Source organism: Streptomyces sp. NPDC092370, from assembly GCF_044755265.1.
In the GTDB taxonomy this organism is placed as follows: domain Bacteria; phylum Actinomycetota; class Actinomycetes; order Streptomycetales; family Streptomycetaceae; genus Streptomyces.
Genome location: NZ_JBIVQO010000001.1, coordinates 818,437 through 836,772, shown reverse-complemented (window position 1 = coordinate 836,772; position 18,336 = coordinate 818,437). Strand labels below are relative to the sequence as shown.

At 72.2% G+C, this 18,336-nt stretch carries 17 protein-coding genes; 10 read left to right on the top strand and 7 right to left on the bottom strand.

Going from position 1 to position 18,336, the window contains the following annotated elements; genetic code table 11:
* Nucleotides 1-19 precede the first annotated feature (19 nt).
* Together yaaA and eda are read left to right on the top strand one after the other, a co-directional pair.
* Entirely contained in the window at nt 20-802 is a 783-nt protein-coding gene (yaaA, locus tag ACIQHQ_RS03725; protein WP_402609721.1) for a peroxide stress protein YaaA, read from the top strand.
* Nucleotides 803-864: 62 nt separating this feature from the next.
* Nucleotides 865-1,515, top strand: a complete 651-nt coding sequence (eda, locus tag ACIQHQ_RS03720) for a bifunctional 4-hydroxy-2-oxoglutarate aldolase/2-dehydro-3-deoxy-phosphogluconate aldolase (RefSeq protein ID WP_402609719.1) — start codon at nt 865-867, stop codon at nt 1,513-1,515.
* On the opposite strand, the gene ACIQHQ_RS03715 is transcribed toward eda, so the two are convergent.
* From ACIQHQ_RS03715 to ACIQHQ_RS03705, 3 genes are read right to left on the bottom strand one after another with little or no spacing between them, the layout of a single operon-like run.
* Complete coding sequence (locus ACIQHQ_RS03715; protein ID WP_402609717.1) at nt 1,490-2,683, bottom strand: bifunctional RNase H/acid phosphatase; 1,194 nt, start codon at nt 2,681-2,683, stop codon at nt 1,490-1,492. The two genes, eda and ACIQHQ_RS03715, sit on opposite strands and share 26 nt — an antisense overlap.
* A gap of 20 nt (nt 2,684-2,703) precedes the next feature.
* Nucleotides 2,704-3,447, bottom strand: coding sequence for a zinc ribbon domain-containing protein (locus ACIQHQ_RS03710; protein WP_402610618.1), 744 nt, complete (start codon nt 3,445-3,447; stop codon nt 2,704-2,706).
* A complete protein-coding gene (locus tag ACIQHQ_RS03705) occupies nt 3,444-4,298 on the bottom strand; it encodes a Nif3-like dinuclear metal center hexameric protein (protein ID WP_402609715.1) in 855 nt (284 codons plus the stop codon). The genes ACIQHQ_RS03710 and ACIQHQ_RS03705 overlap by 4 nt, the downstream gene beginning before the upstream one ends.
* 197 nt (nt 4,299-4,495) lie before the next feature.
* Here ACIQHQ_RS03705 and ACIQHQ_RS03700 point away from each other — a divergent pair, with 197 nt between their 5' ends.
* Complete coding sequence (locus ACIQHQ_RS03700; RefSeq protein WP_402609713.1) at nt 4,496-5,692, top strand: hypothetical protein; 1,197 nt, start codon at nt 4,496-4,498, stop codon at nt 5,690-5,692.
* Nucleotides 5,693-5,787: 95 nt separating this feature from the next.
* Nucleotides 5,788-5,994, top strand: coding sequence for a hypothetical protein (locus ACIQHQ_RS03695; protein WP_402609711.1), 207 nt, complete (start codon nt 5,788-5,790; stop codon nt 5,992-5,994).
* A gap of 126 nt (nt 5,995-6,120) precedes the next feature.
* On the opposite strand, the gene ACIQHQ_RS03690 is transcribed toward ACIQHQ_RS03695, so the two are convergent.
* From ACIQHQ_RS03690 to ACIQHQ_RS03680, 3 genes are read right to left on the bottom strand one after another with little or no spacing between them, the layout of a single operon-like run.
* Nucleotides 6,121-7,062 carry a 3-oxoacyl-ACP reductase gene (locus ACIQHQ_RS03690; protein ID WP_402609709.1) on the bottom strand — a complete coding sequence of 314 codons (942 nt, stop codon included), beginning with the start codon at nt 7,060-7,062 and terminating at the stop codon, nt 6,121-6,123.
* 11 nt (nt 7,063-7,073) lie between these two features.
* Nucleotides 7,074-8,150, bottom strand: a complete 1,077-nt coding sequence (locus ACIQHQ_RS03685) for a Zn-dependent alcohol dehydrogenase (protein ID WP_402609707.1) — start codon at nt 8,148-8,150, stop codon at nt 7,074-7,076.
* A 32-nt stretch (nt 8,151-8,182) separates the two neighbouring features.
* A complete protein-coding gene (locus tag ACIQHQ_RS03680) occupies nt 8,183-9,040 on the bottom strand; it encodes a MaoC/PaaZ C-terminal domain-containing protein (RefSeq protein ID WP_402609705.1) in 858 nt (285 codons plus the stop codon).
* Nucleotides 9,041-9,354: 314 nt separating this feature from the next.
* On the opposite strand from ACIQHQ_RS03680, the gene ACIQHQ_RS03675 reads away from it, so the two are divergent.
* From ACIQHQ_RS03675 to ACIQHQ_RS03665, 3 genes are all read left to right on the top strand, one after another.
* Nucleotides 9,355-10,569: a hypothetical protein gene (locus ACIQHQ_RS03675; protein ID WP_402609703.1), complete on the top strand. Its 1,215-nt coding sequence runs from the start codon at nt 9,355-9,357 to the stop codon at nt 10,567-10,569.
* 569 nt (nt 10,570-11,138) lie between these two features.
* The gene (locus tag ACIQHQ_RS03670) at nt 11,139-12,152 is read left to right on the top strand and encodes a LacI family DNA-binding transcriptional regulator (protein WP_402609701.1); all 1,014 of its coding nucleotides are present in this window, start codon (nt 11,139-11,141) and stop codon (nt 12,150-12,152) included.
* Nucleotides 12,153-12,335: 183 nt separating this feature from the next.
* Entirely contained in the window at nt 12,336-13,670 is a 1,335-nt protein-coding gene (locus ACIQHQ_RS03665) for a glycoside hydrolase family 68 protein (RefSeq protein ID WP_402609699.1), read from the top strand.
* Between the two features lie 507 nt (nt 13,671-14,177).
* Here ACIQHQ_RS03665 and ACIQHQ_RS03660 read toward each other — a convergent pair.
* Nucleotides 14,178-15,014, bottom strand: coding sequence for an alpha/beta hydrolase (locus ACIQHQ_RS03660; protein ID WP_402610617.1), 837 nt, complete (start codon nt 15,012-15,014; stop codon nt 14,178-14,180).
* A gap of 370 nt (nt 15,015-15,384) precedes the next feature.
* On the opposite strand from ACIQHQ_RS03660, the gene ACIQHQ_RS03655 reads away from it, so the two are divergent.
* The 3 genes from ACIQHQ_RS03655 to ACIQHQ_RS03645 all read left to right on the top strand — a co-directional run bounded on the left by ACIQHQ_RS03655 (nt 15,385) and on the right by ACIQHQ_RS03645 (nt 18,273).
* On the top strand, nt 15,385-17,124 hold the full coding sequence (locus ACIQHQ_RS03655; RefSeq protein WP_402609697.1) for an MFS transporter: 1,740 nt from the start codon (nt 15,385-15,387) through the stop codon (nt 17,122-17,124).
* 102 nt (nt 17,125-17,226) lie between these two features.
* The gene (locus ACIQHQ_RS03650; RefSeq protein WP_402609695.1) at nt 17,227-17,877 is read left to right on the top strand and encodes a class I SAM-dependent methyltransferase; all 651 of its coding nucleotides are present in this window, start codon (nt 17,227-17,229) and stop codon (nt 17,875-17,877) included.
* 108 nt (nt 17,878-17,985) lie between these two features.
* Nucleotides 17,986-18,273 carry a hypothetical protein gene (locus ACIQHQ_RS03645; RefSeq protein ID WP_402609693.1) on the top strand — a complete coding sequence of 96 codons (288 nt, stop codon included), beginning with the start codon at nt 17,986-17,988 and terminating at the stop codon, nt 18,271-18,273.
* Nucleotides 18,274-18,336 lie beyond the last annotated feature (63 nt).

Below are 18,336 nucleotides of genomic sequence, written 5' to 3'. Positions count from 1 at the left end.
TTCGATCGAAGGAGTGCTCGTGCTTGTCCTGCTGCCGCCGTCCGAGGGCAAGGCCTCTTCCGGCCGCGGTGCCCCGCTGAAGCCGGAGTCGCTGTCGTTGCCGGGGCTGACCGCCGCCCGGGAGGCCGTCCTCGCCGAGTTGGTGGAGCTGTGCTCCGGGGACGAGGACAAGGCGCGTGAGGTGCTGGGGCTGAGCGAGGGGCTGCGGGGCGAGGTCGCGAAGAACGCGGAGCTGCGGACGGCGGGGGCGCGGCCGGCCGGGGAGATCTACACCGGCGTGCTCTACGACTCCCTGGGCCTGGCGTCCCTCGACACCGCCGCCAAGCGGCGTGCCGGGCGTTCGCTGCTCGTGTTCTCCGGGCTGTGGGGTGCGGTGGGGGTGACGGACCGGATTCCGTCCTACCGGTGCTCGATGGGCGTGAAGCTGCCGGGGCTCGGGGCGCTGGGCGCGCACTGGCGTGCGCCGATGGCGTCGGTGCTGCCGGAGGTGGCCGGGAGCGGGCTGGTGCTGGATCTGCGGTCCGCCGCGTACGCCGCCGCCTGGAAGCCGAAGGGCGAGGTCGCCGGGCGGACGGTGTCGGTGCGGGTGCTGCACGCGCCGACGCGGAAGGTGGTGAGCCACTTCAACAAGGCGACGAAGGGACGGATCGTGCGCAGCCTGCTGACCGCCGGGGCCGACCCCACGGGGCCGGCCGAGCTGGTGGAGGCGCTCGGGGATCTCGGCTACGTCGTGGAGGCGCAGGCGCCGGTCAAGGCGGGGCAGGCGTGGTCGCTGGATGTGCTGGTGGACGAGGTGCACTAGCGGGCGTTGCAGCATAAGCAACGCCCTTTGCGTGCTCTGCATGCCGACGGCAGGATGAGGCCATGGCCTCCCCTGCCCTGCCCGCCTCGGTACTGGACCACGCACCCGTCGTCCCCGTCGTCGTCATCGAGGATGCCCGGGGCGCCGTACCGCTGGCGCGGGCGCTGGTGGCGGGCGGGCTGCCCGCGATCGAGGTGACGTTGCGGACGCCCGCGGCCCTGGAGGCGATCGGGGAGATCGCCCGGGAGGTGCCCGGGGCGGTGGTCGGGGCCGGGACGGTGATCCGTCCCGGACAGGTGACGCAGGCGGTGGCCGCGGGCTCCCGCTTCCTGGTCAGTCCCGGCTGGACGGACGTGCTGCTGGAGGCGATGCGGGCGTCCGGGGTGCCGTTCCTGCCGGGGGTGTCGACGGCGTCGGAGGTCGTGGCGCTGCTGGAGCGCGGGGTGCGGGAGATGAAGTTCTTCCCGGCGCAGGCCGCGGGTGGTACGGCGTATCTGAAGTCGCTGTCGGGGCCCCTCCCCCAGGCCCGTTTCTGCCCCACGGGCGGGATCGGCCCGGCCTCCGCCCCGGACTACCTGGCCCTGCCCAACGTCGGTTGTGTGGGCGGGAGCTGGATGCTGCCGCAGGACGCCGTCGCGGCTCGCGACTGGGACCGTGTGGAGGCGCTGGCCCGGGAGGCGGCGGCGCTCAGCGCAGGTGGGACGTGTCGTTGAGGAGGCGGACGCTGGCGTTGCCGTCCGCGTAGTAGGCGACCACCGACAGGGACGCGGCCGACAGTTCCATGCGGAACAAGGACTCCGGCGGGGCGCCCAGGGCGAGCCGGACGAGCGTCTTGATCGGGGTCACGTGCGTGACGAGCAGGACCGTTCGGCCCGCGTGGGCAGCGACCAGCTTGTCGCGGGTGGCGGCGAGCCGGACGGCCGTCGCCGCGAAGCTCTCGCCGCCGCCGGTGGGTTCGGCGTCCGGGGAGGCCAGCCAGGCGTTCAGGTCGTCGGGGTGGCGCTCGCGCACCTCGGCGAAGGTGAGTCCCTCCCAGGCACCGAAGTCGGTCTCGCGCAGCCCGTCTTCGATGGCGACGTCGAGCCCGAGGCGGGCGGCGACGATCCCGGCGGTCTCCCGCGTACGGGCGAGCGGTGACGACACGACGGCCTGTACGGTGCCCCGCCGGGCCAGCATCGCGGCGGCCCGTTCGGCCTGTTCCCGGCCGGTGCCGGAGAGGGAGGGGTCGGTTCCGCCGCTCCCGGAGAACCTCTTCTGGGGCGTCAGCGGGGTCTCGCCGTGGCGCAGCAGGACGAAGGTGGCGGGGGCGCCCATGTCGGCGGGCGCCCAGCCGGGGGCGGCCACGGCTGCGACGGCGCGGGTGTCGGCACGAGCGGCGTCCTCGGCGGCTCCGGGAGCCTCCGGGGCCCCGGCGGCGCGCCCGGCGGCCGCGTCCAGCTCGGCCGTGGAAGCCGATTGCGACCGCTGCTCGCCCCTGGCCCCCGCGTCCATCGCCTCGTTGGCCAGCCGGTCCGCGTGCTTGTTCCGCTCCCTCGGCATCCACTCGTACGTGACGCGCCCGGGCGGGAAGACGCGGGCCGCCTGCGCCGCCAGGGGCTTCATGTCGGGGTGCTTGACCTTCCAGCGGCCCGACATCTGCTCGATGACGAGCTTGGAGTCCATCCGGACGTGGACCGCGGCCGACGGGTCCAGCGCGTGGGCGGCGCGCAGGCCCGCGAGGAGGCCGCGGTACTCGGCGACGTTGTTCGTGGCGACCCCGATGTACTCGGCGGTCTCCCGCAGGGTCTCCCCCGTCGCCGCGTCGCTGACCACGGCCCCGTAGCCCGCGGGCCCCGGGTTGCCCCGCGACCCGCCGTCGGCCTCGACGATGAACTCCCGCACCGGGACGGCTCCCTGAACGCCTAGAGACCGGACTCGGACGTGCGCACCAGGATGCGGCGGCAGTTCTCGCAGCGGATCACCGTGTCGGGAGCCGCCTTGCGGATCTCGGCCAGCTCGGTGATGGCGAGCTCCTGTCGGCAGCCCTGGCAGCTGCGCGCGTACAGCTTGGCCGCGCCGACACCGCCCTGCTGCCCGCGCAGCTTGTCGTAGAGCCCCAGCAGGTCGGCGGGGATCGAACCGGCGATGACCTCGCGCTCCTTGGTGACCGTGGCGACCTCGCCGTCGATCTGCTCGAAGGCCGCGTCACGGCGCGCGGTCGCGTCGTCGATCTTCGACTGGACGGAGGTGACGCGCTCGGTCAGCTCCGCGACCCGCTCCTGCGCGGACTCCCGGCGCTCCATGACCTCCAGCACCACGTCCTCCAGATCGCCCTGCCGCTTGGCGAGGGAGGCGATCTCGCGCTGGAGGTTCTCCAGGTCCTTGGGGGAGGTGACGGCGCCGGAGTCCAGGCGCTGCTGGTCGCGGGTGGCGCGCTGGCGCACCTGGTCCACGTCCTGCTCGGCCTTGGTCTGCTCGCGGGCGGTGTCGCTCTCCTCGGTCTGCGCGGCCACGAGCAGGTCGCGCAGCTGGATGTGGTCCTTGCTCAGCGACTCGATCTCGGCGTGCTCGGGCAGCGACCGGCGCTTGTGCGCCAGCTGCTGGAGGCGGACGTCGAGGTCCTGGAGGTCGAGGAGTCGGATCTGGTCGGCGGGCGCGGCGTTCAGTTCGGGGCTCCAAGGGGGTCAGAAGTGGTTGAGGCCGCGTGCGCGGTCCAGGGGTCGGTGACCGTCTTCGAGACGTGGACGCGCAGGTCCCATCCGTGCCGGTCGGAGATCTCGTCGAGCTGGCTCGCGGCCAGCTCGCACCAGGGCCACTCGGTGGCCCAGTGCGCCGCGTCGAGCAGCGCGAGGGGATTGTGGGCGCGGGCCTCCGACACCGGGTGGTGGCGCAGGTCCGCGGTGAGGAAGGCGTCGGCTCCGGCCGCGCGGACGTGGTCGAAGAGACTGTCGCCGGAACCGCCGCTGACGGCGACGGTGCGCACGAGCGCCTCGGGGTCGCCGGCGACGCGGATGCCCTGCGCGGTGGCGGGCAGCCGCTCGGCGGCGCGGGCGGCGAGCTCGCGGACGGTCAGCGGGTGGTCCAGCGCGCAGAGGCGGCCGAGGCCGCGGCGGCCCTCGGGGTCGGTGGGGTCGGGCACGAGCGGCCCGGTGATCCGCAGGTCCAGCGCGCCCGCCAGGGCGTCGGAGACACCCGGGTCGGCGGTGTCGGCGTTGGTGTGGGCGACGTGCAGCGCGATGTCGTTCTTGATGAGGGTGTGCACGACACGGCCCTTGAAGTGCGTCGCCGCGACCGTGGTCGTGCCGCGAAGGTAGAGCGGGTGGTGGGTGACGAGCAGGTCGGCGCCCAGCTTCACCGCCTCGTCGACGATCTCCTGAACCGGGTCGACGGCGAACAGGACCCGCGTGACCTCCTGGTCGGGGTCGCCCACGACGGTGCCGACCGCGTCCCAGGACTCGGCCCGCTCGGCGGGCCACAGGGTCTCCAGCGCGGCGATGACTTCAGACAGACGGGGCACGGGAGCAAGGCTACCCGCCTGATCTGTGGCGTTGCACCGCCACCGTCCGCTCTCGGCGCCCGTCGCCCCGATCAGCACAATCGCCCCCTTCACCTCAGGCGAATCGTTCCTGGAACACCCTTATGTGTGAAGCCTGCGCCCGAGGAACCCTGCCCGCGCGTGTGACAACTACGTTCGTCACTGGAGGTGACCGAACGATGACGGTCTGTGCGATCGAACCTTCGCCGGGACACGAGGACGAGGACGGGACCGCGCCGGCAGGCTGCACACTCACCGCGGACGGTGCCTACGGAGCGCGTCTCGCGTCGGCCGGCGACTCCTGGTTCCCGGAGCGCTGGACCCTGGACGGCCCCGAGCCGTACGCGGTGCCCCTGCCCCGCAATCAGCCGGAGGAGCCCGGCACCGAGGTGCAGCCGATGGGTGACGGGCGGGTCCTCATCCACCGGGTGGTGGCCGCGCGGCACGTCTTCTCGCTGCTGTACCCGACCGGGCCCGGCACCGGCGAGCTGCCCCTGGGCGCGGTCGAGTGCGCGGACGAGACCGCCCGGCTGCGACTGCTGCCGCCCGCCCCGGGCGGTGAACGGGCCTACGCCCTCGCCGTGGGGCCGCGGTCGACGTCGGTGTGGCTGGTGGCGGGCGGCGCCTTCGGACCCGAGCGGCTGGCCGAACTGCCCGGCCGTTGCACGGGCGGGGTCTGGCTGGACCGGACGGGGCGGCTGCTGGCGCTGGACCGGGAGGCCGGGGGGCGCGTCAAGACAGTCGTGGTGGACCTGGACGGCGGTGGAGAGGTGTCGCCGCTGCTGCAGATCGCCGCCGAGAGCGACGACCGGCTGCTGCTCGCCGACCTCGACAGCGGACTGCTGATCGTCCGCTCGGACGCGCCCTCGCCGGGGCAGGGCCGGCTGGGCTGGGGCGTGCTGGGCAGCTCGCTGCCGGTGCGCTTCCCGGAGTGCCTGCGGCTGCGCGACTGCTCCGTCACGCCGTTCGCGATCCAGCCGGGACAGGTGCTCACGCCCGAGAGCTGCGCGGTGGCGCTGCGGCTGGACGGGCCGGCGGGCAGCTGGGTCGGTGTCTGGCGGCCCGCCGAGCGGCGGGTGCACCATCTGCGGGCGCCCGAGGGGTGGCTGGCGGGCACGGGCTTGTGGACACCGGAGGGGGTGCTGCGGCTGCCGTACGCGACGGAGGCCGTGCCGTGCGGGGTGGCGTGGGTGAGTCCGCCCGGGGCCCCGCCGCCGGATCCGGAGCCGGCAGCCCCGGTTCCGGAACCCCCCGGAGGGCCCGGGGAGCACGAACCCCCGGCCTCGTCAGCGCCGCCCGCCCCTCCTCCGGCGCCCTCGGCGCCACGCCCCGTACCCCTGCGGGAAGCACCGTTGGGACGCCTTGTAACGAACTAGTGCCGGTTGGCGTGGCCGCCTGGATTCGAGGTCAGGGGTGCCGGTTAGACTCACCCGGCTCTAAAAAGATCATGTTGACGGGGTGAATCCATCCGATGAGCGACGCCAGCACGAACCAGCCGCGTACTGCCCTCAAGGACTCCGACGAGCTCCGCCCCGGGGGGACCCCCACCGTCCGGCAGACCTCCTCCGGCCCCGGCCGGCACCGTGGTGAGGTCTCCACGCAGGACGGCGAGACGGCTCCGCGCGGACGCCACCGCAAGCCGGTGGCGGAGACCGAGCAGGCCGTGACCGCGGCCTGACGGCACGTCAGTCACCAGACGGCGAACGGCCCTTCCCGCCACCAGCGGGGAGGGCCGTGCCACGCCTTTCACCCGCACCCGCGTGCTTCACCCGTGCGCGCGCCCTTGCACCCGCTTCCGGGTCCGTCACCCGCGCTTCAGCCCCAGTACTTCCACCGCCGCGAACGTCTCCCCCACCGGGCGGTCCGCGTAGTACGGCCCGAGGACGGCGTTCAGCTCGTCGTACGTGAAGGTGTCCTGCTTGCTGTCGAACTTGGCGGCGATGCGCGGTCGTTCGACGACGGCCACCGTCCCGCCGTGCACCACGAGGAGCTGCCCGCTGACGTGCGCGGCGGCGGGTGAGGCCAGGTAACCGACGAGGGGGGCCACGTGCTCGGGGGCGAGCGGGTCGAGGCCCGAGCCGGGGGGCTGCTCGACGCCCGCGAAGACGTCCTCGGTCATGCGGGTGCGGGCGCGCGGGCAGATGGCGTTGGCCGTGACGCCGTACTTGCCGAGGGCGAGAGCGGTGGAGGTGGTGAGGCCGACGACCCCGCCCTTGGCCGCCGCATAGTTGGGCTGCCCGGCGGAACCGGCGAGGAACGCCTCCGAGGAGGTGTTCACGATCCGCCCGAACACCGGCGCCCCGGCTCGCTTGGACCGCTCACGCCAGTGCGCGGCGGCGAACCGGGTGGTGTTGAAGTGCCCCTTGAGGTGCACGCGCAGGACGGAGTCCCACTCCTCCTCGGACATCGAGAACACCATGCGGTCGCGCAGGATGCCGGCGTTGTTGACGAGGATGTCGAGCCTGCCGAACGCGTCGGCCGCCGACTCGACGAGCGTGCGCGCCTGCTCGAAGTCGGAGACGTCGCCGGTGTGGGCGAGGGCGGTCCCGCCCGCCGCACGGATCTCGGCGGCGACCTCCTCGGCGGGCCCGGCCGAGGCCTCGCCCGTGCCGTCGCGGCCGGGCTGTCCGTAGTCGTTGACGACGACCGCGGCACCGAGCCGGGCGAGTTCCAGCGCCTCGGCCCGGCCGAGCCCGCGGCCCGCGCCGGTGACGATCGCGGACAGTCCCTCCAGGGGCAGCGCCATGGCGTGGGCCCTCACATCTCGATACAGGTACGCAGGGCCGTCCCGGTGCGCATCTGGTCCAGGGCCTCGTTGATGTCGGCGAACGGGACCCGGTGGGTGATCAGCCCCGCCAGGTCGACGCGGCCCGCGCGCCACAGGGCGATGGTGCGCTCGTAGGAGCGCGGCACGTCTCCGCCGCCGTACAGGGACGGCAGGATCCGCTTCTCGTCGAAGAACAGCTCGAACATGTTGAGCTGGAGGAAGTCGTCCATGGCTCCGGCGCCGACCACGACGAGGGTGCCGCCGCGCCGGGTGGCGTCGTACGCGGTGCGTGCCGTGGCGGACCTGCCGACGACCTCGAAGACGTGGTCGAAGCCCTCGCCGGCCGTGATCTGCTGCTTGGCGTCGGGCAGTTCGCCGGGCGGGATCGCCCGGGTGGCGCCGAACGTGAGCGCCGACTCGCGGCGCGCGGCGATCGGGTCGACGGCGACGATCTCCGCGGCGCCCTTGAGCCGCGCGCCCTGGATGACGGAGATGCCGACACCCCCGCAGCCGATGACCGCCACCGACGAACCGGCCTCCAAGTCGGCCGTGTTGAGCGCGGCACCGAGGCCGGTCGTCACCCCGCAGCCGATCAGGGCGGCGATGTCGAAGGGCACGTCGTCGGGGATCGGCACCGCGCAGCCGGCGTCGACGACGACCTCCTCGGTGAAGGTTCCGGTGCCGGCGAAGCCGAAGACGTCCCCGCCCGGCCGTGTGAAGTTGGGGGTGCCCGCGTTCATGAACCCGGCCAGGCACAGCTCGGTCTGCCCGCGCTTGCAGGCGGGGCAGGAGCCGCAGGCGGGCAGCCAGCACACGACGACCCGGTCACCGGCCTTCAGGTGCGTGACGCCCTCGCCGACCTCGACGATCTCGCCCGCGCCCTCGTGCCCGGGCACGAAGGGCGCGGGCTGCGGCAGCACCCCGCTCATGGCGGACAGGTCCGAATGGCACAGCCCCGTGGCCCGCACCCGGATCCTCACCTTGCCGGGCCCGAACCCCACCGCCTCGACATCGTCGAGGACCTCCAGCTTGTCCTGGCCGATCTCGTGCAGTACGGCTGCGCGCATGGTGCGGGCTCCCCTCGTACGGCGTTGTGGACTCAGGTGTGTTCGACGATGGTGTCGGCGAGGACGGGGGCGTCGTCACGCTCCACGCCACCGACGGCGACCCGGGTGGTGCCGGGCGTGTGCCACATGCGGATCCGCAGGGTCTCCCCCGGGTACACGACCCCGGCGAACCGGGTGGTGTACGACCGCACCCGGGTCACGTCCCCGCCGAGCAGCGTGTCGACGACGGCCTTGAGTGTGATGCCGTAGGTGCACAGGCCGTGCAGGATGGGCCGTTCGAATCCGGCGACCTTGGCGAACTCCGGGTCGGCGTGCAGGGGGTTCCAGTCGCCGGAGAGGCGGTAGAGCAGGGCCTGGTCCTCGCGGGTCGGCCGCTCCACCGTCCGGTCGGGTGCGCCGGGGGGAGGTTCCAGTCGGGCCGAGGGGCCGCGGTCGCCACCCCAGCCGCCCTCGCCGCGGATGAAGATCTGCGCGTCGTTGGTCCACAAGGGGCCCTGGGTGTCGACGACTTCGGTGCGCAGCACGAGAACGGCAGCCGTGCCCTTGTCGTACACGGCGGCGATCCGGTGGGTGGCGGTGGCGTTGCCCGTCGCCGGGATGGGCCGGTGGATCACGAGGCTCTGGCCGCCGTGCAGGACGCGGGCCAGGTCCACCTCGATGCCGGGCATGGACAGCCCGCTGGTCACGCCGGGTTTTCCGCCGCCCGCGACGGTGGCGAAGCTCGGCAGGACGTGCAGCCGGGACTCCAGGGTGTAGCGCAGTTCGTCGGGATCGGTGGCGGGAGTGCCCGCGCCGAGGCCGAGGTGGTAGAGCTGCACGTCCCTGTGGTCCCAGGAGAGCTCGCCGGTCCGTGGTTCGGCCGCGAGCGCCGTGGCTGCGTCGATGGGCATGGGGCTCCTGATCGCCGGAGGAGGGACCTCGGTACGGCCGTCCGCACCGTCGGCCGCACCGAGGCCGTCTGGGACCGAACGGGAACACGAACTGAAACGCGTTCCAGTCCCGCGCCCTCTGTATAGCCGAGGCCACGGCACTTGTGAAGCCTCCTGACGCTGTGTCAGACGGCTCGGCTTCCGCCCGACGCGAGGCACGCGCGACCGGCGGGGGCGGGACATCTCCGTGACGACACGGCCGTGTACGTTGGCCGATGGTCCGCGCCACCACTTGTCGAGGGCGCCGGCAACGGCTAGGGGAAGAACTGGAGCACATGGGACGCGTCGCCGTCATCACCGCGCCGAACATCGGATACCGCAACACGGGCATGCTGACCGTGGACTTGGCATTCGACTCCCTGCGGCGGCGGATGGGCACCGCGTTCGACGCCACCTGGTACACACTGCACATGCCGGAGACCGTGCCGCTGCGCGACGGTGCGCGCGGCACCGCGTTCCCCTTCCGCTTCCGTCCGCTGGCCGAGCACCTCGACTCGCTCCGCGACCATGACGCGGTCGTCTTCTGGGGCGATTTCCTGCACACCCGGCACTATCTGGCGCAGGACGCGACGAACCGCCTGCTCGACTTCGGCTTCGCCGTGGACCGGAACGACGCCCGGGGCCAGTTGAACCGGGCCCTGCTGTTCGCGGACCAGCCGGACGAGGTCCTCACGCGGACCCTCAGCTACGGCGGGACGATCCTGCACAACACGCAGTCCGACTACGAGGACAAGGAGTACGGCCCGCTGTTCTCCCGTCTGGTGAGGCGCAGCCACCGGATGTGGGTGCGGGATCCGCTGTCGGCGGCGAAGATCGCGCATCTGCGGGGGGACCGTACGACCGACCACTTCGGTTCGGACGCGGCGCTGCTGTCCCGCCCCGGCGACCTGGACCATCTCCCGACCACGCCGTGGTCCCGGTCGGTTCCCGACGGCGGTGCGATCGGCGTCTTCCTCGGTGCCCGTACGCCGATCCCCGACTGGCTGCCCGCCTTCTGCCAGGGCCTGTCCGACCGGCTGGGCGCCCCGCTGGAGTGGCTGCCCTGGTTCGACCGGGAGGTCCCGGCCCCGGTCGGCCACATCACGGCCCGCCCCGGGGTTCCCACCGTCGGCGATCTGGTCGGGGTCCTCCCCCGCTACCGGCTGGTCATCACCGACACGTACCACCTGGCCGTCAACTCCTGGGGCGCCGGGACCCCGGCGGTGTGCGTCGGCGCGCCGGAGCCGACCCCCAGGACGCACGACGACTACCTGACGCTGAGCGATGTGAAGAAGCACGTCTTCCACATGGCGTACGACGCGACGGACTTCTACCTGACCACCCGGGAGGGGTACGGGCAGGACCTCGGCCGGATCGCCGACCTCCTGGAGGGTGGTGGCGCCGACGCCGTCGCGGCGCGCATCCGCGACCACGCCGACCACTCGGGGGCGTCCTTCATGCGGACGCTGGCCTCGCTGCTGGACACACCCCGCCCCGCCCCGGGCCCGTGACCGACCGGCCCGTCCGCGTGCTGCCTGCCGAGGACCAGGCCACGAGGAGCGGCGCGTTCGCGCCGTTGCCGGGCATGGAGGACGACATCGGGGTCGTCGCCCAGGTGACCGCGGGGGGCCCGATCCCTCAGGCGGCACTCGTCCACCGCCCGGAGTCACCCTCCTCGCCATCGGACTCTCCGGCAGGAGCGGCCCGGAAGCTCTTTGCGAGGCCCGCCGCAAGGGCCGGCACCGAGCCGCCGCGCCCCTCACGGAACCTGGGCCGCCCGCCGTGGCAGCCACACCCACATCAGCACGACCCCGGCCGCCGGCACCCCGGCCCCCACCCGGAACGCGAGTGCGCAGCCGGCTGCCATTTTTCGCATCCTGGCGTGCGCTTGTTCCGGCAACTGGGTCTGCGGTAGGTCGCGCCCGCGACGCATCGGGCTCGCGGCGAGGATGAGTCAGCTGAGCGCCACCACACCCGTCGTGATCCATAGGGCTGGCCGGTACCTGACCGCGTGGCCGAGAACACCGCCGTCGATGTGCGTGTCAGGAGGCTGATCTGCGAGTTCGGGTACTGTACGGCCGTGGGAGAACGGGCGACCATCGGCGATGTCGCGGCCCGGGCCGGGGTGGGCGTCGGCACGGTTTCGCGCGTCCTGAACGACAGCAGGAACGTCAGCGAGGACACCCGCCAGCGGGTGCTGCGGGTGATGCGGGATCTGGAGTACCGGCCCAACCGGCGCGCTCGCGCCCTGTCCACGGGACGCACCCAGAGCATCGCCGTCATCGCACCCTTCGCCACCGAGCCGTCGGTCGTCGAGCGGCTACGCGGCATCTCACACGTGCTGCACGGCAGCGACCACGACCTCACTCTGCTCGACGTGGCCACACCGGATCAGCGCGATCAGCAGTACCGGGCGGTGGCGGCCGGCGACCGCTTCGACGGCCTGCTGGCGATCTCACTCGCTCCCACCGACGAAGAAGCGAAGCAGCTGGCACGGGCCGGTCTGCCCACGGTGCTGCTGGACTGTGAGCACCCGGACCTGCCACGTGTGGTGATCGACGACGTGCGCGGCGGCATGCTGGCCACGCGTCATCTGCTGCAACTCGGCCATCGTCGCATCGCGTTCATGGGCGACGTCGCCGACGACCGTTTCCGTTTCAGCGCGAGCGTCCGTCGCCGCGAGGGCTGCGAGCTGGCGCTGCAGGCGTACGGCCTCACGCTGGAGGAGCCGTTCGTGCGGGTGGGACCGCACGGCCGCGCCGTGGCGCACCGCCTCACCGACGAGTTGCTGGCCCTTCCGGAGCCCCCCAGCGCGATCGTCACCGCGTCCGACACCCGGGCGCTGGGGGTGATCGAAGCGGCCAACTCGGCGGGCGTGAGGGTTCCTCAGGAACTGTCCGTGGTGGGCTTCGACGACCTCGACGTGGCGGCCTACGTAGGGCTCACCACGGTACGCCAGCCCCTGCGCGCCAGCGGCGGGGCCGGCGCGCGCCTGCTGCTGGAGCGCATCGGCCGGCCCCTTGGCGCCCCCGTCGAGCAGATGCTGGAACTGGAGCTCGTGCCCCGGCGTACGACGGCCGCCGCGGGAGCCTGATCCGCGCTGCGCCGACGGCGGTGGATCGGTTTCCATTAACTTCCACAGCACGGCACCGACCGCTGCTCGTACGCGAATCTTTGCCTCACAAGTTCACCGTTTTTTACGGTAATTGGGGTACTGTCCACGATGGAACCGGCTCCACATCTTCCATTCGTTCCCTCTTCCCCCCAAGGGTGACGTATGCACAGAGCAAGACGGGTGCTGCTCCGGCTGGCGACGGGTTTGGCGACCCTCGCGATGCTGACCGGCATCACTACTCCCGCTTCCGCCTCCCCCCACGACCCGTCCCGGACGGGCACACGGCAGTACACCGCTGACGACGACTACACAGCCGTCTGGTCCCGCGCGGACGCCCTGAAACTCCGGCAGGACAGGACCAACACCGCCCCTCGCGTGTCACCCGACTTCCCGGTGATGACCGACAAGGTGTGGGTGTGGGACACCTGGCCGCTCACCAAGCTCAACACCCAGACCGCCACCTACAAGGGCTGGCACGTCATCTTCTCGCTGACGGCCCCGCGCTCGGTGTCGTTCGGCGACCGGCACTGGTACGCGAAGATCGGCTACTTCTACTCGCGTGACGCCAAGAGCTGGAAGTACGGCGGCGACCTGTTCCCGGCCGGCACCTCGTTCGGATCACGTGAGTGGGCCGGCTCGACGGCGCTCATCGGCGACAAGGTGTACTCCTTCTACACCGCCTCCGGGCGCGACAACGGCGGGGTCGACCCCAACGACGCGCTGCAGCGTCTGGCGCAGGCGACCGGCAAGATCCACGCGAACAAGAACCGCGTGTGGTTCTCCGGCTTCCGGGACCACCGCATCATCGCCCAGGCCGACGGCAAGCTGTACCAGACCCTCGAACAGTCGCAACAAGGCCCGATCATCTACGCCTTCCGCGACCCGTTCGTCTTCCGCGACCCGCGAGACCGCAAGATCCACCTGCTGTTCGAGGGCAACACGGGCGGGACCGCGGGCACGTACCAGTGCACCGAGCGTGACATAGGTGACGTCCCGGCCGGACACCAGGTGCCGGAGGACGCGAAGTACTACACGGGCAACATCGGGCTGGCCACGGCCGACGGCGGCAGCATGCGCAACTGGAAGCTCCAGCCCCCGCTGCTCTCGGCCAACTGCGTGAACCAGCAGACCGAACGGCCGCACCTGATCATCCGCGGCGGCAAGTACTACCTGTTCACGATCAGCCACAAGTTCACGTTCGCGCCGGGGCTGAGCGGCTGGGACGGCCTCTACGGGTTCGTCGGCCCGGGGCTGCGCAGCGACTACCGGCCGCTCAACGGCAGCGCGCTGGTCCTGGGCAACCCCGAGGACGCCCCGACGCAGCAGTACTCGCACTACGTGATGCCCAACGGGCTGGTGGAGAGCTTCATCGACACGGTCCCGACGGCTGACGGCGGGACCCGCTTCGGCGGCACCCTCGCACGCACGCTCGTGCTGTCCTTGAAGGACGACAGGACGAGGCTGGCCGGTCAGTTGGACTACGGCTATATTCCGTAAACCGAGCTGAGCAGGTCCGGGGGGCGGCTGATCCGATCAGCCGCCCCCCTCATGACCGCCACCGTCCACAGCGCCGGACTCCATCTCGCCAAGGTGCCAAGCCGTCCGCCACACCAGGTCGTCACCTGCCCGATCACTCACCGCCACGTCCAACGCCCCCGCACGCGGACCGGCGGAACCGGACGGGTCCGGACGTCGGCCGGCCAAGGGGAGCCTGTCGGTACGGGGCGGCACCATGACGGCTGGCAGATGACGGACACGACCGCGCTCCCGAAGCCGCTGTGCCTCACCGGCCCCGGCCTGCGCGAGCAACTGAAGGCCGGCCAGACGGTGAAAACATCACCGCGCTGATGCTGGTTGGCGAGGACTACGTCCGCGATGTCATCCACGCCTTCAATGAGCGGGGGTTCGACGCGCTGGACCCAAAACGGAGCCGGGCGATCAGTGACCGGCTAGGTGTCACCAAGGCAGCGTGTGGTCGCAAAGGACTGTCGGCCCTGGCAGCGGTCAGGAGTTGAGTGCCGTGCGCACAGTGGTGGCCATCAGATCGATGGCTTCCTTCCCGGCCGGTACCGGCCCGGTGTGGGTGAAGTAGTGGTCGACACCCTCGAAGCAACGGTGGATGACCGGGACGCCGGCAGCTTCCAGGGCCTTGGCGTACGCATCACCCTCGTCACGCAGGCGGTCGTTCTCCGCGGTGATGACCAGGGCGGGCGGCAGCCCGGCGAGGTCGTCGGCCAGGCCGGGCGACACCAGCGGATGGGCGAGGTCGGCGGGCTCAGGGATGTAGGCGGCGGTGAAGACCCGCATGAGCTGAGGGGTGAGCAGGGGCTTGACGATGGGTGACTGCTTGGTGGCCGGGTCGGCGAGCTGGTCGAGCGGTGCGGAGTCGATGATCTGGAGGCGGGGCGTGAAGGTGCCGCGGTCCCGAGCGGTGCGGCACACCGCGGCCGTCAGGTTGGCCCCGGCGCTGTGTCCGCCCACGGCGAGTCGCGAACCGTCCCAGTTGTTGGCGGTACCGTTTTCGGCCACCCAGGCGGTGACGTCGTACGCCTGGGTGACGGGTACGGGGTACGGCCGCTGCGGGGCGACGGCGTAGTCCACGTTGATCACGACGCAGCCGGCCGTGTCGGCTATGTAGCGGCAGATGTGGTCGTCCTGCTGGGGGCGGGCGATCACGAACCCGCCGCCGTGGAAGTTGACGTACACGGGGGCAGGGGCTGCGGCGGCGGCCGACGGGCGGTAGACGGTGCACGTCACCGGTCCGGCGCCGGTCTCCACCCGGATGGATTCCGTGCGCTTCGGGATGTCGGTGAAGCGCAGGTCCTTGTGCACGCGGCTCATCATTCGGCCGAGCAACAGCTGAACCCCTCTGGCCTGGATCCTGAGCCTGAACGACATGACCGGCACCCATCGCTACAAAGTTAAAATATCAGGATTCCTGATAATGGAGGCTCGCTCCTCGTCGCGCAAGGGGCAACCACGACCGGGGCTCAGGCCGCTGCCGCGGCCTTTGGCCGCCTCCGACGGACGCAACCACGCCCCGGGGCGGGGGATCGACCGGCTCGGCGACCGGACCTTGCCCGGACTCCGGTGGATTCCCAAGGAAAGGTCAAGATTTCGTTAGGGTGCCAAAGCAACGGAATAGTTGCCTGGACGTACAAGGTTCAGGATCCACGTACCCCGACGCACCCCGGCCTGGAGGCCCTCTTCCATGACGCAGACGACGACAGACCGCGCCGCCGGCAGAGCGAGCGGGGCCGTGGTCCCGGTGCTCGCCTTCGCGGGCATCGTTGTCGCGGTGATGCAGACCCTGCTCGTTCCGGTGATCAAGGATCTGCCGCGACTGCTGGACACCGCCCCCAGCAACGCCACCTGGGTCCTCACCTCGACGCTCCTCTCGGGCGCGGTCGCCACCCCGATCATGGGCCGCCTCGGCGACCTCTACGGCAAGCGCCGCATGCTGATCCTGAGCCTCGCGGTGATGGTCGTCGGCGCCCTGGTCAGCGCGCTCACCAGCGATCTGCTGCTCATGATCACCGGCCGCACCCTCCAGGGCTTCGCGATGGGCGCGATCCCGCTCGGGATCGGCCTGATGCGCGACATGCTGCCCCGCGAGAAGCTCGGCTCGGCGATGGCCCTGATGAGTTCCTCCATAGGCGTCGGCGGCGGTCTCGCCCTGCCCGCCGCCGCCCTGGTCGCCCAGCACAGCGACTGGCACGCGCTGTACTACGGCGCCGCCGGCCTCGGCGTGCTGGCCATCGCCCTCACCCTCCTCGTCGTACCGGAGTCCCCGATGCGCGCCGAGGGCACCTTCGACCTGCCGGGCGCGCTCGGCCTGTCGGCCGGACTCGTGCTGTTCCTGCTGCCGATCACCAAGGGCAGCAACTGGGGCTGGACCTCCGGCACCACGCTCGGCCTGTTCGCCGCGTCGGCGGTGGTCCTCGTGCTGTGGGGCGTGATGGAGCTGCGCCTGAAGGCCCCGCTGGTCGACCTGCGCACCACGGCCCGCCCTGCCGTGCTCTTCACCAACCTCGCCTCGATCATGGTCGGCGTCTCCTTCTACGTCGTCTCCCTGGTCCTGCCCCAGCTGCTCCAGCTGCCGACGTCCACCGGCTACGGCCTCGGCCAGTCGATGGTCGTCGCGGGTCTGCTGGTCGCGCCGCTCGGCCTGACGATGATGTTCACGGCGCCCGTCTACGCCCGGCTGTCCGCGAAGTACGGCCCCAAGGTCACCCTGATCCTCGGCCTGCTGATCATCGCGATCGGCTACGGCGCCGGCCTCGGCCTGATGAGCGCCGCCTGGCAGAGCCTGGTCATCTCGGTCCTCCTGGGCGCTGGCATCGGCCTGGCCTACTCCTCGCTGCCCGCGCTGATCGTGGGCGCGGTCCCGGCGTCGGAGACGGGTGCGGCGAACGGCCTCAACACCCTGATGCGCTCCATCGGCACGTCGGTGTCGAGCGCCGTGATCGGCATGGTGCTGGCCGACACCGCGAACAACGTCGGCGGCGTCGAGATCCCGACCATGCACGGCTTCCGGCTCTCCTTCCTGATCGCGACGGGCGCGGTGGCCGTGGGCCTGCTGCTGGCGCTGTTCCTGCCGGGCCGACGCCCGTCGGGCAAGCCGCAGTCGCGCGCGAGCAGCCAGGAGGACGCGGCTCTGGAGCGCGCCGAGCGGGTCCTGCGCGGCTTCAGCGGCCGGGTGCTGGGCGCCGACGGCTCGCCGGTCGCCCGCGCCAAGGTCACGCTGATCGACCGCCGCGGCCGGCAGGCCGGCGCCACCCTCTCCGCCGACGACGGCAGCTACGCGCTCACCGTCCCCGCCCAGGGCTCCTACGTCGTGGCCGCCCGGGCCACGGGTCACGGCCCGCTCGCCTCGTCCGCGACCCACGCGGGAGACGAGCGCCCGGTCGACCTGGACCTGTCGCTCCCGGGCGAGACGGTCTCCGCCTGACGCCGGCCCACCCCTGCTACTCACCGGTACCCCCTGTCGCCGCGCGGCAGGGGGTACGGCACGATGGGCGCCCTGAACCGTCGTACGACCGAGAGGAACCCGATGCCCGCGGCCCCGAAGCCCGAGATCCTGGCCGCGTTCGAGGCGGCGAAGGGGTTCATGCCCACCGGCGAGGGCCTGGCGCTGTACGCGGCGGCCGTGGAGGCCGGGCGGCTCGGGCTGCCGCTGCTGGAGGTCGGCACGTACTGCGGCCGGTCCACGGTCCTGCTCGCCGACGCGGCCCGCGCGGCCGGGGTGAGCGCGCTCACCGTCGACCACCACCGCGGCAGCGAGGAGCAGCAGCCGGGCTGGGAGTACCACGACCCGGAGACGGTCGACCCCGAGATCGGCCTGATGGACACGCTGCCGACGTTCCGCCGCACGCTCCACCGGGCGGGCCTGGAGGAGCACGTGGTGGCGCTGGTCGGGCGTTCCCCGCGGATCGCGTCGTTGTGGCGGACGCCGCTCGGGTTCGTCTTCATCGACGGCGGTCACACCGACGAGCACGCCACCGCCGACTACGAGGGCTGGGCCCCGCACGTCGCCGAGGGCGGCCTGCTGCTCATCCACGACGTCTTCCCCGACCCGCAGGACGAGTTCACCGGCCAGGCCCCGTACCGCGTCTACCTCCGGGCGCTCGCGTCCGGCGCCTTCACGGAGGTCTCGGCGACGGACTCACTGCGGGTCCTGCGCCGCACGGGCCCGGGCATCTGAGGGAACGGCTGGGCGGGTGAACTGCGCCCCGTCCGCCCCCTCCCGGTCGGCCCACGGGCGGCGTGGCGAGTCGGCGGGCGACGGGCCACTGCCCAAGGATCCGGGCGCGTGGCACACACCTTCGAAGAGCTCGTGGAGAGGCAGCGCGCGGCGGACGAGGCGTACGCGCTCGTGCGTCACCTCCAGGACGCGTACGGGCCGCCCACCCAGACCAAGTGGAGCGACCAGCAGACCACCACCTGGGAGACGGCCTGGCGCGCCTGGCGCGATCTCGCCCGGGACGTCCAGGCGGCGGTGACCGGGTACGCGAAACAGGAGGGCACGCCGCGTCACGAGGTCGAGGCGCGCGTGAAGGAGGCGGTACGGCACGGGGACGGCGGCGGGAACGGGACGTAGCCGGCATCCGATCGGGCCGTCATCGGCCCGCCGCCCCCGCTGACGGCCGCTAGGGTGGCAGGC